Annotated in this window: 15 protein-coding genes and 1 pseudogene; 7 read left to right on the top strand and 9 right to left on the bottom strand. The window is 70.5% G+C overall.

Features of this window, described 5'->3' with window-relative positions; translation table 11 throughout:
- Positions 1–42 precede the first annotated feature (42 nt).
- The gene (locus ID574_RS28235) at positions 43–408 is read left to right on the top strand and encodes a hypothetical protein (RefSeq protein ID WP_223167149.1); all 366 of its coding nucleotides are present in this window, start codon (positions 43–45) and stop codon (positions 406–408) included.
- Positions 409–583: 175 nt separating this feature from the next.
- Here the strand turns inward: ID574_RS28235 and ID574_RS28230 are convergent.
- Both ID574_RS28230 and ID574_RS28225 read right to left on the bottom strand, forming a co-directional pair.
- A pseudogene (locus ID574_RS28230) lies at positions 584–949 on the bottom strand (dihydrofolate reductase family protein); the annotation flags it as partial.
- A 60-nt stretch (positions 950–1,009) separates the two neighbouring features.
- Positions 1,010–1,822, bottom strand: a complete 813-nt coding sequence (locus tag ID574_RS28225) for an alpha/beta fold hydrolase (protein ID WP_188192013.1) — start codon at positions 1,820–1,822, stop codon at positions 1,010–1,012.
- A 102-nt stretch (positions 1,823–1,924) separates the two neighbouring features.
- On the opposite strand from ID574_RS28225, the gene ID574_RS28220 reads away from it, so the two are divergent.
- Positions 1,925–2,605, top strand: a complete 681-nt coding sequence (locus tag ID574_RS28220) for a TetR/AcrR family transcriptional regulator (protein WP_223167148.1) — start codon at positions 1,925–1,927, stop codon at positions 2,603–2,605.
- On the opposite strand, the gene ID574_RS28215 is transcribed toward ID574_RS28220, so the two are convergent.
- A complete protein-coding gene (locus ID574_RS28215) occupies positions 2,590–3,111 on the bottom strand; it encodes a response regulator (RefSeq protein WP_223167147.1) in 522 nt (173 codons plus the stop codon). The genes ID574_RS28220 and ID574_RS28215 overlap by 16 nt on opposite strands.
- 133 nt (positions 3,112–3,244) lie before the next feature.
- Complete coding sequence (locus ID574_RS28210; RefSeq protein ID WP_188192012.1) at positions 3,245–3,850, bottom strand: response regulator transcription factor; 606 nt, start codon at positions 3,848–3,850, stop codon at positions 3,245–3,247.
- Between the two features lie 404 nt (positions 3,851–4,254).
- Between ID574_RS28210 and ID574_RS28205 the strand changes: the two genes are divergently transcribed.
- The 3 genes from ID574_RS28205 to ID574_RS28195 all read left to right on the top strand — a co-directional run bounded on the left by ID574_RS28205 (position 4,255) and on the right by ID574_RS28195 (position 6,844).
- Positions 4,255–4,713, top strand: a complete 459-nt coding sequence (locus ID574_RS28205; protein WP_188192011.1) for a hypothetical protein — start codon at positions 4,255–4,257, stop codon at positions 4,711–4,713.
- A 92-nt stretch (positions 4,714–4,805) separates the two neighbouring features.
- Complete coding sequence (locus tag ID574_RS28200) at positions 4,806–6,368, top strand: MFS transporter (RefSeq protein ID WP_188192010.1); 1,563 nt, start codon at positions 4,806–4,808, stop codon at positions 6,366–6,368.
- A 38-nt stretch (positions 6,369–6,406) separates the two neighbouring features.
- Complete coding sequence (locus ID574_RS28195; RefSeq protein ID WP_188192009.1) at positions 6,407–6,844, top strand: GNAT family N-acetyltransferase; 438 nt, start codon at positions 6,407–6,409, stop codon at positions 6,842–6,844.
- 59 nt (positions 6,845–6,903) lie between these two features.
- Here the strand turns inward: ID574_RS28195 and ID574_RS28190 are convergent, their stop codons facing one another.
- The 3 genes from ID574_RS28190 to ID574_RS28180 form a co-directional block, all read right to left on the bottom strand.
- A complete protein-coding gene (locus ID574_RS28190) occupies positions 6,904–9,258 on the bottom strand; it encodes a sensor histidine kinase (RefSeq protein ID WP_188192008.1) in 2,355 nt (784 codons plus the stop codon).
- A 183-nt stretch (positions 9,259–9,441) separates the two neighbouring features.
- On the bottom strand, positions 9,442–10,707 hold the full coding sequence (locus ID574_RS28185) for an MFS transporter (protein ID WP_188192007.1): 1,266 nt from the start codon (positions 10,705–10,707) through the stop codon (positions 9,442–9,444).
- A 242-nt stretch (positions 10,708–10,949) separates the two neighbouring features.
- On the bottom strand, positions 10,950–11,483 hold the full coding sequence (locus tag ID574_RS28180; RefSeq protein ID WP_223167146.1) for a hypothetical protein: 534 nt from the start codon (positions 11,481–11,483) through the stop codon (positions 10,950–10,952).
- Positions 11,484–11,539: 56 nt separating this feature from the next.
- On the opposite strand from ID574_RS28180, the gene ID574_RS28175 reads away from it, so the two are divergent.
- Entirely contained in the window at positions 11,540–12,136 is a 597-nt protein-coding gene (locus ID574_RS28175) for a TetR/AcrR family transcriptional regulator (protein WP_188192006.1), read from the top strand.
- A 99-nt stretch (positions 12,137–12,235) separates the two neighbouring features.
- Here the strand turns inward: ID574_RS28175 and ID574_RS60185 are convergent, their stop codons facing one another.
- Complete coding sequence (locus ID574_RS60185) at positions 12,236–12,529, bottom strand: cytochrome P450 (RefSeq protein ID WP_223167207.1); 294 nt, start codon at positions 12,527–12,529, stop codon at positions 12,236–12,238.
- Positions 12,508–13,338, bottom strand: a complete 831-nt coding sequence (locus tag ID574_RS28170; protein WP_223167145.1) for a cytochrome P450 — start codon at positions 13,336–13,338, stop codon at positions 12,508–12,510. The genes ID574_RS60185 and ID574_RS28170 overlap by 22 nt, the downstream gene beginning before the upstream one ends.
- A 66-nt stretch (positions 13,339–13,404) precedes the next feature.
- On the opposite strand from ID574_RS28170, the gene ID574_RS28165 reads away from it, so the two are divergent.
- Positions 13,405–14,031: a TetR/AcrR family transcriptional regulator gene (locus ID574_RS28165; RefSeq protein WP_223167144.1), complete on the top strand. Its 627-nt coding sequence runs from the start codon at positions 13,405–13,407 to the stop codon at positions 14,029–14,031.
- The last annotated feature ends 39 nt before the right edge of the window (positions 14,032–14,070 follow it).

The following is a 14,070-nucleotide window of genomic DNA, read 5'->3' as shown; positions in this document are numbered from 1 at the left end:
ACAATGCTCACAGGCTCTTTCTTCGTCGCCGGGAACACGGCCATGGCCCATGCGGCAGAGGCGTCGAGGAGCGCGACCGGCCCTGTGCAGAGCGCGATGTTGAGGTCGGGCCAGAAGCTGGCGCCCGGTCAGAACCTCGATTCGGCCAACGGCCGGTACAGGTTGCGGCTGCAATTGGACGGCAACCTGGTCCTGCTGGACAACGGAAAGCACATCTGGCACACCGGCACCGGCGGCAACCCCGGCGCCGCCGCCCACATGCAGCGCGACGGCAACCTCGTCGTCAGATCCGCCGACAACGAACCCCTCTGGCACACCGGCACCCAGGGCGCCGGCGTACACGTCCAGAACGACGGCAACCTGACCGTCCGCACCTCCGACGGCAAGGTCCTCTGGGCACGGCGGTAATAATCGAATGCGGAATTCGCGCACCGGGTGCGGCAGAGCGACCTGCCTCCGCCGTACCCGGTTCACCGCGCCACAGGAAATCCGCCAGAAAGCATTTCCGCTCGAACTCGCGGAGCCCACTCTCTTGAGGGCGAAATACCACGGAGATGAAGACGTCTTCGCGAGCTTCACCCCATTAGGGCTGTGCCGTATGAGCCCGCCGAAAGATAGTGATCGGGATGCCCTCGCCGACCGCCTTGGAGTCGGCCAGCTTCCACGTCGTCTTGTCCGGAGTCTCACCGAACAGTCGCCTGCCTGTGCCGAGGATGACCGGGAACGTCATCAGGCGGATCTCGTCGACGAGGCCGTGCGCGATCAGCTCCTGCACGAGCCGGATGCTGCCGGGCACCTGGAGGTCGCCGTCCACCTCCTGCTTCAGCGCGGTCACCTCCCCCGCGATCACACGGGTGTTGTTCCACTCCGGGTCGGTGAGAGTCCTGGAGACCACGTACTTGGGCATGCTGTTGTACTTGTCGGCCAAGGGCCCCTGGTAGTGGGGCCAGGCGCCGGCGAACGAGCGAGATGAACTCTGTGACGACGATCCTCCTCATCTCCGGTCTCCTCAGCTACCGGCGCGGACCTGGGCGAACTCCCGCAGCACGGGCGCGAGCACGTCGGAGGCGACGCTGTGCTGCTCGCCCGGCACCGGCCACAGGGTCGCCGTGGGCAGGAGGTCGGCCAGCGCCTGAGCCGCGGTGATCAGGAACGGCCAGGTGCCGTCGCCGTGCATGACCAGGACGGGTACGTCGATCGCGGCCCAGCGATCGCGGGGCAGGGGCGCGCCCGACATGGTGGTGCCCACGATCCGGCCGTCGTAGGCGATGGTGTGCGCCACCGCTTCCACGGGGCCCCACATCGGGCTCTGCCGTATCCCCTCGATGACCTCGGAAGGAAGGCCGACCGCGGCGCTCATGAACAGCTCCACCGCGTCGCCCGGGCGACCGGCGGCGACGGCCGCGTCGAGCCGCTCGACGTAGTCGGCCGGCAGCGGCGGGCGGCTGTCGTCGACGACGAACGGGGGCTCGAACAGCGCCAACCGGTTGATCGGCAGACCGGCCGCCGCGACGTCGAGAGCCAGGATCGCGCCGGAGGAGTAGGCGAACACCGTGGCCGGCGCGCCGGCGTCGGCGATCAGCGCGGCCACGTCCTCGATCTCACGCTCCACCGCGTACGGCTTGGTGTCCGTGCTGTCCCCGCGCCCCCGGCGGTCGTAGGCGTAGACCCGGAAGTCGTCGGCGAGCAGCTTCGCCACCTCGGCGTTGAGCGGGTTGACGGCGCGGTGAGCAGTGGCGCCGTCGATGATGATCAGCGGTTCCCCGTCACCCCACACGTCGTAGGCGATCGTGGTGCCGTCTTCGGACCGGACAGTGCCCATGGTCGTGCCTCTCGTCTCGCGCTTGTTGGGAACTAGACGGCACAGTACTCACAGCAGTACGGAACTGTCTAGTATGATTTCGCCTGAGATCGAGGAGGAATCGTGGATCGACACGTGGACACCGCCGGGCCCCGGCCCGGCGCGTTCGACAGCGACGCGACAGAAGGCCGCACCGCACGGAAACGGCGGGCGATCCTCGAGGCGGCCACCGAGGTGTTCCTGCGACACGGCTACCTGGGCGCCAGCATGGACGAGGTGGCAGCCCGGGCCGCGGTCTCCAAACAGACCGTCTACAAGCAGTTCCAGGACAAGGAGCACCTCTTCGCCGAGATCATCCTCGGCACCAACACGCGCGGGGTGGACGGGCTGATGCGGGCCTACGCCACCATCCTCGACGAGGCCACCGACGCTCAGAAGGCCATGCGCGCTCTCGCGCAGCAGTATCTCGACAGCTTCACCGAGCCCGAGTTCCTCCAGCTACGCCGCCTGGTGCTCGCCGAGGCCGACCGATTCCCCGACATTTCCGGGGCCTGGTTCAAGGGCGCCTTCCATCGGTCGCTGGTGCTGCTGGGCGAGGCGCTGGCGCGGATGGCCGACCGCGGCCTGCTGCGCGACCTGCCCGACCCCACTCTGGCCGCCTACCACTTCGCCGGGCTGGTCATGTACAAGCCGTTGAACCAGGCGATGTTCGCCGGCACCGCGGCACGGCCGGAGGCGGAGGAGCTCTCCTACCTCGCAGACCGGGCGGCAGAGGCCTTCCTGGCGATCTACGGCCCGTCCTGACCGCGCCCGCCCCGCCCGTCCGGCCGCGGCTGCTCGGGCTCGGGATGCGGGGGGCCGATGAGCTGCTCGCCGCGTGCGACCCTGCGGACGGCGTCGATGAGCCCGTCCGCGGGGCCGTCCTTGGTCAGGAACGCCGACGCACCGGCGGCCACCGCGTCGTCGAGGTTTCCCGGTCTGGCGAGGCCGGTCAGAATCAGGGTGCGGCACGCGGGCAGTCGGCGGCGCAGCTCGGCCGCGGCGGTCAGCCCGTCCACGTGGGGCAGGTCGATGTCGATCACCGCCACGTCGGGACGGTGACGGAGCGCGGCCGGCACGATCTGGTCGCCGGATGCCAGCTCGGCGACGACATCGAGATCGTCCTCCAGCCCGAGCAGAGCGACCAGCGTGTCACGCACGTCGTCCACGTCCTCGGCGACCAGGACTCTCGTCACCGGCTCCTCGCGTGGTGCGCCGTCGCGCTCAGCCGGTCCGCCGTCCAGGTCGCCGCGCGCCCTCGTGTTGCCCATGCTTCAGTCTTGGCCCACGGGAGGATCCTCTGCCAGTGCGGCCGACACGACCCCGGCATGCAAAAAGCATCGCCGAGGCCATGCACACTGCATGGCCATCAGGTGATGTCTTCCAGGGCGCCGGCACCTGCGGCTACAGCCAGCCGGCCTCTTCGGCGATGCGTGCGGCGTCGACCCGGTTGCGCGCGCCGAGCTTGGTGACCGCCGAGGCGAGGTAATTTCGCACGGTTCCGTACGACAGATGCATCTCAGCGGCGATCTCGGCCGCCGAGGCGCCGGTCGCGTGGCGCTTGAGCACCTCGGCCTCGCGGGCCGAGAGCGGGTTGCCTGCCGTCTCCAGCGCGGCCAGCGCCAGCTTGGCGTCGATCACGCGATCTCCGGCGGCCACTCGCCGGACCGCGTCGACCAGCTCCTGTGACGGCGCGTCCTTGACGATGAACCCGGACACGTGCGCGGCCAGCGCCCGGCGCAGGGTTCCCGGCCGGCCCAGGCCGGTCAAGATCAGGGTCCGGCACTCCGGCAGTCGCCGGTGCAACTCCGCGGCGGCGGTGAGCCCGTCGGTGCCGGGCAGATCGATGTCGATCACAGCCACGTCGGGGCGGTGCTGGAGCGCCGCGGGCACGATCTGGTCGCCCGAAGCCAGCTCGGCGACGATCTCGAGGTCGTCCTCCAGCTCGAGCAGGGCGGCGAGCGTTTCGCGCAGGATGCGCATGTCCTCGGCGATCAGAATCCGGACCATCCGTTCCTCCCGGAGCGACGACAGCGACCCGGAGCCTGTCCGACCAGGAGCCGCCGGACAGCGCTCGACGTAACACCAGGACACCAGGACGGCATCGGCTCGAACCTCCGCCACGGCCGTGCAGAGTGCACGTCCCGTGCGGTGCGAATCCCACATCGACCTCGTGCTGCACGCACTGGTTGCGTCCGCGCCCATCAGATCACACTCGGCAGCAGACCCGCTCCGTCCCTGGAGGTCGTCATGAGCCACACCACAACGGACAAGCAGCCCAACTCTACGGACAACCGGCCGGCGGTCGCTTGTCGGCCTCCGGCGAGCAGGCTGAACTGGCATCGGTCGACCCGCGCGCCCACGACCCTCCCCGCTGAAAGCACCATCACATCCTTCACGTCAGGAGTTCGGCAATGACCGTTCACGAGCCGCGTACCAGCAGGGCGCGCCTGGCCGGCCGGTTCGTCTGGCGGTACGTCGAGCTGGTCATCGCGATGAGCCTCGGCGTGCTGCTGATCACTCTGGTGTGGGGCCTGGGCTTGCCCAAGGTCACCCGGTTCGACGTCGCCATGCTGGTCATGGCCGCTGAGATGTCCATCGGCGTGGCCGTCTGGCTTCGGCTCCGCCGTCACAGCTGGGCCGGCATCGCCGAGATGAGCCTGGCGATGGTGGCGCCCTTCCTCGTCCTGCTCGTCCCGTTCTGGTTCGGCGTGTTACCGGGCGATCTGGTGTCGTCGATCGGACACGGGCTGATGTTCGTGCTCATGGCGCTGGTCATGGTGCGGCGGCACGAGGAGTACGCCCACCCGCTCCGGTTCCGTGTCCGAGCGAACTGGGTCAGGAGAGGGTCCGTGGTGCGGCCGGAGTCATGAACCGCTCGACGCCTCGAAACTCCACGGCGTCCGGCCCGTCCGGCGATCCGCGCCGGAGGCCCGCCAACCGCAGCGAACGAAGGGACCTCCCCATGGCATCCGTGTCGACCGACCCCGGCCGGCGCGCCGGCCCCAGGCTCTGGCTCAGCCTGGCCGTGCTGGCGCTGCCCGCGATGTTGCTGTTCATGATGCTCACGATCTTGTTCCTGGCCATCCCGCAGCTGGCCGCGGACCTGCAACCGACCAGCACCCAAACCTTGTGGATCATCGACATCTACGGCTTCCTCATGGCCGGGCTCCTGGTCACCATGGGCACGTTGGGCGACCGGATCGGCCACCGCCGGCTGCTGATGGCGGGCGCGGCCGTCTTCGCCGTCGTCTCGGTCGTCGCCGCCACCACCTCCGACCCCGGCCTCATGATCCTCTGGCGCGCCGTCCTCGGCGTCGCGGCGGCCACCCAGATGCCCGCCACGCTCGGCCTGATCTTCGCCACGTTCACCGACCCGCGGCAGCGCGGCGTCGCCGTCGGCGTCTGGGCAGGCGGCATCTCCGTCGGGACCGCCGTCGGCCCGCTGATCGGCGGCGCGCTGCTGGAGGCGTTCTCCTGGCGGGCGGCCTTCCTGGTCGCGGTGCCGGTCATGGTGGTGGTGCTGATCGGCGCGCCGCTGCTGCTGCCCGACAACCGCAACCCGGCGGCGGGGCGGCTGGACCTGTTCAGCGTGCTGCTGTCACTGGCGACCCTGCTGCCCATCGTCTACGGCGTCAAAGAGCTGGCCAAGGAGGGCGGGCTCGCGATGGCGCTGGTGAGCATCGCGATCGGGCTGGCGTTCGGGGCGTGGTTCGCCCTCCGCCAGCTGCGCCTGGCCGAGCCGCTGCTGGACGTGCGGCTGTTCGCCAACCGGACCATCAGCGGCGCGCTGGGCGTCTTCCTGCTCGCCGCGATCGCGCTCGGCGGCGTCTACCTGCTGTTCACCCAGCACCTGCAACTGGTGGAAGGGCTCTCGCCGCTGCAGGCAGGGCTGTGGGTCCTGCCGGCGGCGGCCCTGCTGGTGGTCGTCTCGACGTTCTCGCCGGTCCTGGTACGCCGCATCCGCCCAGGCGTTCTGATCGCGATCGGGCTCGCCGTCCAGGTGATCGGCTATCTGATGCTCACCCAGGTCGGCAGCACCGGTGGACTGCCACTGCTGGTCGCCGGCTTCCTGGTGCTCTATCCAGCCGTGGCCCCGTCCATGGCGCTGACCACCGACCTGGTCGTCGGCTCCGCACCGCCGGAGAAGGCCGGTGCGGCCTCCGGGCTCGCCACGACCTGCAGCGACCTGGGCATCTCGCTCGGCATCGCGATCATCGGCAGCATCGGCGTCGCCGTCTACCGCGCCCAGGCCGGTGGGACGCTACCGTCCGGCCTGCCGCCCGAGGCCGCCGCGGCCGGCCGCGACAGCCTCGGTCGCGCCGTGTCGGCCGCGCAGGGGTTGCCGGCCGACCTGGGCTCCGCGCTGCTCACGTCCGCCCGCGAGGCCTTCACCAGCGGGCTGAACGTCGCCGCGATCACCGCCGCGGTGATCGCCGCCGCGGCCGCGATCCTGGCGGTGGCCAGGCTCCGGCACGTCCCTCCGACCGGACGGCCGGCGCCAGAAAGCGCGCAGTCCGCCTCATGACCGCACCGAACGTCACGACCGGGAGAGGAAGATCCGCCATGACGACGGCCATCCGCCGCGCGACGGCCGACGACGCGTCCACCCTGCGCGCGCTGATGCGCGAGCTGGCCGACTACCAGAGCCAGGCCGCGGAGGTGACGGTGAGCGCCGGCCGGCTCGAAGAGCTGCTCGCCCGCCCCGACATCGGTTACCTGATCGCCGAACGGGACGGAGCGCCGATCGGGTACGTGTCCTGGGTCGAGCGGGTCAGCCTGTGGACCGGCCAGGACTATCTCGCTCTGGACGACCTGTACGTGTGCTCCGGCGAACGCGGCGCGGGAGTCGGCGAGCGGCTGATGCGCGCGGTCTCCGAGGCGGCCAAGGGCCGGGTGATCCGCTGGGAGGTCGCCGAGGCCAACGTCGCCGCCCAGCGCTTCTACCAGCGCATCGGCGCCACCGTCTCCACCAAGAAGATCTGCCGCTGGCACGTGCCTTAGGCGGCCGTTCGCCGGAACCGGTCTGGTGCGCACGTGCCGGGCCATCGGGGCCCCGGCGCTCAGGGAGGCGTGGCGGGGGGCTCACGGGAGAGCAGCGGGACCCGGGCGGACAGCCGGAAACGACCGCCGCCCTCGAATTCCGCAGTGAGCACCCCGCCGAGCGCCGCGACCCGGTCGGACATGTTGCGGATGCCGCTGCCCCAGTGATCCTCCTCTGGAGACTCGGTCACCCCGTCGTTGACGATGTGCAGGCGTACCTCGTCCCCGTACGTGCGGACGGTGATCTCGCAGAACGTGCCCTTGCTGTGCCGCAGGACGTTGGTGACGCCCTCGCGCAGCACCGTCGCCAGCACAGTGGCGACCTCGGGGGGCAGGTCGCCGTAACGCAGATCCATCCGCACGTCCAGCTCGGCGGTGGCCAGCAGCGACTGCGCGGTTCCGCACTCCTCCTCGAGGGACATCTCGTGATAGCCGCTGGCCACCGACCGGACGTCGGCGAGGGCCCGCCGGGATACGTCCCGCACCTTCTCCAGCTCGGCGCGCGCCCTGGCCGCGTCCCGGAGGATCAACCGGTGGGCCAGGTCGCACTTCAACGCGATGGCCGACAGGCTCAGGCCGAGCAGGTCGTGCAGGTCGCGGACGAAGCGCAGCCGCGTCTCGGCCAGCGCCGCCTGCGCCAGCTCCTGCCGAACGGCCCGCAGCTGACGCACCGTCCGCGCCATCCAGGTCAGGCCGTAGACGATCAGGCCCATGTCCAGAGTGATCAGAATGTTCTGGCCCAGGTGCCGGGGACGGATGTGAGGGGGAAGAACGTCGCCGTATCCGATCTGCACCCAGGCGACACTGGCCACGACCGCGACGAACACGCTCCAGCCGAGGGCCGGCCGCAGGACCAGCAGCGCGCTTCCGGCCACGAACCCTTGTAATCCCGTCCACGGCAGCTGGAGCTGCAGCAACGGCACGTACACCAGGAGCGCTTGCAGACCCAGCAGCAGGTATCCCACCGGCGAGCGCAACCGGGCACCCGGCCGGCTGAAGTAGGCCAGTTGCAGCACCAGCACGGGAATCACGTACGCGGTGCCCAGCGCGATGTCCCCCACGTTTTGGGTCTCATACCCCAGGCGTCCGGCCGCCTGGAGGGACAACCCGCAGAGGACCGCCACGACGAGCGCGCCGGCGAGCCTGGTCGCGACGTGTGGGGTGAACGCCCTGGGCCCCTCAGCGGGCTCGGCCGGACCCTGCGGCGACCGCGCCGCCACCGGGAGGGTCACGTGCAGGCGTACGCGCCCGTCGGTCTCCGCCTCGACGGACACCTCGCCCGCCAGCCTCGACACCGTCGCCGAGAGCTCATCGAAGCCGCGGCCCTCGCCGGTCGGCGCGGCACCGGCCCTCCCGTCGGCCGCTTCCTTGATGATGTCGACCGAGACCGTGTCCCCCTCCCGCCCCAGAACGATCTCACAGTGCTCCATCGGCCGATGCCGCAGCAGGTAGGCGACACCCTCGCGCAGGACGGCGGCGAGCGCGCTCCTCGTGCGCGGTGGGAGCCCGCGGAGGTCGAGATCCATCCGCAGCTCCACGTTGGATTCGGCGAGCATCGAGGCGAGGGCGCCGGTCTCGTCGCCCAGGGGGTTCTCCTGATACAGGCGGACCATCGACCGCACGTCCGCGAGCGCCCGACGGGAGACCCGCAGGATCTCGGACAGCTCCTGCCTGGCCCGCTCGGGATCGCGCCGCAGCCGTTGGAGGATGAGCTCCACCTTCGGGGCGATCGCCGACAGGCTCGACCCGAGCAGGTCGTGCAAATCACGGGCTAACCGCAGCCGCTCGTGCGCGACCGCGGTCTTCGCCAGTTCGCCGCGCGCCTCGTGTAAGGCGGTGACCAGCCGGGCCAGCCGCGTCAGGCCGTACACGAACAGGCCGGCCGTCGCCGAGTTCACGACGATGTAGCCGACATTGAGCCACGAGAAGTCGACGATCGACTGCGTGAATCCCGTGCTCGCCACGACGCCGGCGTACATGGGCCAGGCCACCCGCGGCGGAAGCACCAGCAGCACGCTGCCGGCCAGGAACGGGGGCTGGCTCACCCAGGCCTGACCGAACAGGGGCAGCGGAAGGTAGGCCAGGCACGCCTGGACCGCGAGCATGGCGTAGGCCGGCGGCGAGCGCAGGTTCGTGGCCGGGTTGCCGAAGTAGAAGTACTGCAGGCTCAGCAGACCGCACAGGCAGGCGGCGGCCAGGACGACCTCGCCAGGCCTTTTCCCCGACTCCAGCACCCACAGCAGCGCGGTCCCGCCGAAGCCGCAGAACACCACGGCGACGATGACCCTGGCCATTCTCAACGCGAGCAGCGGCCCGCGACCGTTGGAGGTGTCGTCGCTCCCGTCCGCGCGACCGGGAACCGCGGTCAGGTCCATCCGGCGTCCTCGACGCAGATCACCATGGTGTCCTCCGGCGAGGCGGCATAGAGGTCCACGATCCGGCTCCTTTGATCCGCATTCAACCAGTGCCCGAGCTTCATTTCGGCTTCATCTCGTCTTCACGGCGGAATGCGGAATGCGGCCGTGATGACCTGGGCGACGGGGCGCGTCACGGGTGTGTCACTGGGCCGCATCGCCGTGGGGCGGGACGTTCCGCGGTGCTCCAGCGATCGCCGCCGGCCTGCTCGCCCGTGCCCATGCCACCGACAGGACGATCACCATGACCGTTCCGATCGCTCCGGAGGCCGCGAACACCGTGGACGACATCGCGTTCTCGGCGGTGAGCCCGAATATCAGGATGGCGAGGCCCTGGGTGACCCGCATGGTCGTCGTGAGCAGTCCCACGGCCTGCCCGCGCATGTCGTCGGGGACGGTCTGGGTGAACTCGGCGGCGAGCGGGATCCAGAAGTACAGGGCCATTCCGGAGACCACGATCAGCACGGTCGCGACCACCACCCCGGGCACGGCGACGAACAGCACCAGCGGTGCGCAGCTGATGGCCGACAGGACCACGACGTGTGGTGTGCGCTGGTCGGGGATCAGCAGGGGCAGGAGCCAGAGTCCGATGACGATGCCGGCGGGGCCGGCGGCCATCAGCAGGCCGGCGACGGCCGTCCCGTGGCCGATCTGGGCCGCGTAGGGCGCCGCGAGCGTCTCGCACACGAGGCAGGCGGCGATGGGGAGGGTGAAAAGCATGATCGCCCGCAGTCGCGGGTGGGCGGCGATGTAGCGGGTCGCGGTGCGGAAGGAACCGAACCAGGACGGCGAGGAATCGGCGCTGGCGGTCGCGGGGCGGGCACGCACGCCGAGCAGGATCGCCAGGCCGGACAGGACGAAGGTGGCGGCGTTGAACACCAGGACCACGGACAGTCCGGTAAGCGAGACGATCACGCCCCCGAAGGCGTAGCCGACCGTGTAGGAGACGTGGTTGACCAGCTGCGTGACCGCGGATCCTTTCACGAGCCGCTTTCCCGGCAGCACCACGGACATGGTGGAGAGATAGGAGCTGCTGAACGGTGAGTCCAGCAGCCGGATCACGAAGAGCAATGCCCACAGTGCGGCCAGCGGCAGCCCGGGGATCGCCATGACCAGCAGGAGGAATGCCCGTCCGAGGTCAGCGGCCACCATGACGGCGCGCCGGGGGAACCGATCCGCCAGACCGGCCAGCACCGGGCCGCCGATGAGGTCCGGCAGGGTCGTCAGGGCGAAGGTGATGCCCATGAGAGCCTCTGACCCGGTGTCGGCGAAGACCGCGATGACCAGTGCCGCGCGCGCGACGTAGTCGCCGATGGTGGACAGCACACGGCTGGTGAACAGCGCGCGGAACTCACGCACGCCGAAGATCTCCGCGTAGGTGACGCGGCTGGGTGTCCCGTCCTCCGGCAACTCAGCACCCCTCTGCGGCTACTTCGAGGGTTCGATCGAGCTCAGCCGCGGTGAAGGGTCACGCCGAGCTTCCCCGTCCCGGGAATAGGCTCGATCCCCTTCTCTTGTTGAAGAGAGTCGGCTGCCGGCCGTAACAAATCCAGGTCAGCGATCGGACATTTGCCGGGCATTACCGGCCGTCGGGGATGCGACAGTCCCAGCACCAGGTGCTCCTGCCTGACAGCGTCGACCGTTCCGCCGCGTCAGGGGATGCTTCGGCGGCGTTGATAGGAGAGTGTGACGGCGGCGAGCAGCGGTGCCCACGCCACCAGTGGCAGGTAGACGAATCCGACGAGCAGCCTTCCGGCCGCCGTCATGTCGACGTGCGGCAGCGTCCACCAGAACAGGAACGGCGTCCACAGCAGGGCGAGAACCGCGACGCCGAGCCAGGCGGGCACGGTGACGGCCGGACGCGGGATCATGCGGCCGCCGAGCAGCGGGATCCAGCGCGGCACCACCTCGCCCCAGGGGCGCACCAGGCCGAGCGTGAGCAGGGCCGCGACCTCGGTCAGCAGGGAGAGAGCCGCGAGGTACAGCGGCCCCCACATGGTCGTGCCGACCAGGTCGCGCAGGCCCTGCTCGGTGTAGCCGAGCGGAAGCCCCACGGCCAGGCCGATCCGCCACAGGCTCGACGGCAGCACGAGCAGGGGCACAGCGTGCGCCACCCCGACGGCCCAGCGCGGGACCGGCCGCCGGGTGCCGGTCGAAGGTGGGAGCGCCACCGATCCCTCGATCACCGCTGGCCTACTTTCGAGACCATAGTTCCGAAACCACAGTCTCGTATCATGGCGGAATGGAGAGCAGCAGGCAACAGGCGGGGCGGCCCCGCGACGCCCGAGTCGATGCGGCCATTGCCGCGGCCGTCGCCGAGCTCCTGGATGAGGTCGGATACGCGGGCATGACGGTGGCCGCCGTGGCCGAGCGTGCGGGGATCGGCAAGGCGTCGATCTACCGGCGGTACGCCACCAAACACGAGATGGCCTTCGCCACGATCATCCACGGAAAGACGCTGGAGGCACCGCCCGACACGGGATCACTGCTGGGCGACCTGACCGCACTGGCGCGGGTGATCGTCGGCCATCTGAGCACTCCGGGTGCCGCCACCGCACTGATGAGCCTGCTCAGCGAGGCCGCAGCCGATCCGGCACTCGCCGCACGGTTCACCACGACATTCGTTGAACCGGAACGGGCCGGCAACGCCGAACTGCTGGAGCGCGCGGTGCGGCGCGGCGAGCTGGCGCGGCTGCCCGACGTCGATCTGTTCCACGCGATGTTCGGCGGCACCGTGATGTCGTGGCTGTTCATCTGCCACCATGACCCGCACGACCTGCCCGAACGACTGGCCCGGTTCGCCTGCGCCGCGCTGCGGTCCGCCGCCCACGCGCCCTGAGCCCCCGGCTGACGAACGCGCGTCCGCCACGCCGTACCCGCGCCAGGAGCCACTTCTTCTCGGGCAAGGCCGACTGTGAGGGGCTCCCGGCGTACTGATTCACCAGGTCACGGGCAGTGACTCCACCCCGTAGACGGACGACTGCAGGCGGAAGCGGAGGCTCTCGAACGGCGCCGCGAGCTTCAGCCCGGGGAACCGCTGCAGCAGCGCGGGGAAGGCCACCTGCATCTCCACCCTGGCCAACGGCGCACCCAGGCAGTGGTGGACGCCGTGCCCGAAGGCGATGTGCCCGCCGGCGTCGCGGGTGACGTCGAGTTCGTCGGGCTCCTTGACGAACGCCTCGTCGCGGTTGGCCGCCAGCAGCGAGGGGATCACCAGGTCACCGGCCTTGATCTGGCGGCCGCCGAGCGTGATGTCCTCGGTCGCGTGCCGGGCGGCCCGGCACGGTGGGCCACGGACAGGTAACGCAGCAGCTCCTCCACGGCCGGAGTGACGGCGTCGGGCTCGTCGCGGATGACGGCGGCCTGGTCCGGCCGGTGCAACAGCAGCAACGTGCCCAGGCCGAGCATGTTGGCGGTCGTCTCGTGCCCGGCCACCAGCAGCGTGTTGCCGATGCCGAGCAGCTCGTGGTCGGTCAGCTCGTCGCCGTGCTCACGCACGAGCAGACCGAGCAGCTCCTCCCCCGGCTCTGCGCGCTCGCGGCGGATCAGCTCCGACATGTACGCGTTCATCTCGGCGGTGTTCGCGGCGTGCGCCTCCCGGTCCAGCGTCATGTCCAGGAGCCGGTTGCTGCGCCGCTGGAAGTCCTCCCGGTCGGCGTACGGCACGCCGAGCAGCTCGCAGATCACCAGCGAGGGGATCGGCAACGAGAACGCCTGCACCAGGTCGGCGGGCGGCCCGGCGGCCTCCATGGCGTCCAGGTGCTCGGTCACGATCTGCTCGATGCGCGGCCGCAGGTGCCGCATCCTGGCCACGGTGAACTGGCCGGTCAGCAGGCGGCGCAGGCGGGTGTGCTCCGGAGGGTCGTACATCAGCGGGTTGCCGATGATGAAACCCTTCAACGACTCGTCGGAGCGGTCGGCCAGCCGGCCGCTCGGCCCGCGGGCGGCGTTGCTGAAGTGCGCCGGGTCGCTGAGCACCTTGCGGACTTCGGCGTACTGGGTGACGAGCCACACGTCCGGGCCGCCCGTGGCGATGGGCACGCGGACGACGGGCCCTTCGGTGCGCAGCCGCCGGTAGTCCTCGGCGTGGTACGGGGTGGGGTCGCTGTGCAGCGGCGGCAGTGGGTGAGGAGCACCGACGCGCCTCGCCGCCGGCGCGCCGACGCCGCCCGCAACGCGGAGCGGATCATGCGCGCGGCCCGGGCGGCGTTCGCCGAGACCGGCGGCGGCATCACGCTGGAGGAGATCGCCCAGCGGGCCGGGGTGGGGCTGGCCACCCTCTACCGCCACTTCCCGAGCAAGGACAAGCTGGTCCGCGAGGTCGTCGAGGAGTTGATGCGCGAGGAGATCGAGCCGGCGATCACCCGTGCGCTCGCCGAGCAGGACGCGCTGCGCGGCATGTCGGTCATGATGGAGACGGTGCTGACCCTGGCGTCGGGGCAACCGGGCGTCCTCGCCACGGCGCGGGACGCCGGGGCGCTCACCGCCGACCTGGCCCCCCGGTTCATCCAGCCGCTCACCCAGCTCATGCGGAACGCTCAGGCCACCGGTCAGGTCCGCGCCGACCTGGAGCCGGACGACCTGAAGCGGATGCTCGTGATGCTGCTCAGCACGCTGCGGCCGGCCGAGGGCCCCGATGAGGGCTGGCGCCGCTCTCTGGTGCTCCTGCTGGACGCCCTCCGCCCGGACGGCGCCACTCCCCTGCCTCCGGCGGCGCCGCCCGACCGCTGCTGATCGGGCCGAGAACGGCACGGTCAGCCCCGCGTGCCTGGC

The sequence above is a fragment of the Nonomuraea sp. SYSU D8015 genome, assembly GCF_008065375.1.
GTDB lineage: Bacteria > Actinomycetota > Actinomycetes > Streptosporangiales > Streptosporangiaceae > Nonomuraea.
Note: the sequence above shows the minus strand (reverse complement) of the source record. Positions and strands in the feature narration are given on the sequence as shown.

What these genes read in the sequence shown, in the direction of transcription:
- ID574_RS28235 (WP_223167149.1), top strand. Translation starts at nt 43, where the DNA reads ATGGCCCATGCGGCAGAGGCGTCGAGGAGCGCGACCGGCCCTGTGCAG.
- ID574_RS28225 (WP_188192013.1), bottom strand. Translation starts at nt 1,822, where the DNA reads ATGGGCACTGTCCGGTCCGAAGACGGCACCACGATCGCCTACGACGTG.
- ID574_RS28215 (WP_223167147.1), bottom strand. Translation starts at nt 3,111, where the DNA reads ATGGGCAACACGAGGGCGCGCGGCGACCTGGACGGCGGACCGGCTGAG.
- ID574_RS28210 (WP_188192012.1), bottom strand. Translation starts at nt 3,850, where the DNA reads ATGGTCCGGATTCTGATCGCCGAGGACATGCGCATCCTGCGCGAAACG.
- ID574_RS28205 (WP_188192011.1), top strand. Translation starts at nt 4,255, where the DNA reads ATGACCGTTCACGAGCCGCGTACCAGCAGGGCGCGCCTGGCCGGCCGG.
- ID574_RS28200 (WP_188192010.1), top strand. Translation starts at nt 4,806, where the DNA reads ATGGCATCCGTGTCGACCGACCCCGGCCGGCGCGCCGGCCCCAGGCTC.
- ID574_RS28195 (WP_188192009.1), top strand. Translation starts at nt 6,407, where the DNA reads ATGACGACGGCCATCCGCCGCGCGACGGCCGACGACGCGTCCACCCTG.
- ID574_RS28190 (WP_188192008.1), bottom strand. Translation starts at nt 9,258, where the DNA reads ATGGACCTGACCGCGGTTCCCGGTCGCGCGGACGGGAGCGACGACACC.
- ID574_RS28175 (WP_188192006.1), top strand. Translation starts at nt 11,540, where the DNA reads ATGGAGAGCAGCAGGCAACAGGCGGGGCGGCCCCGCGACGCCCGAGTC.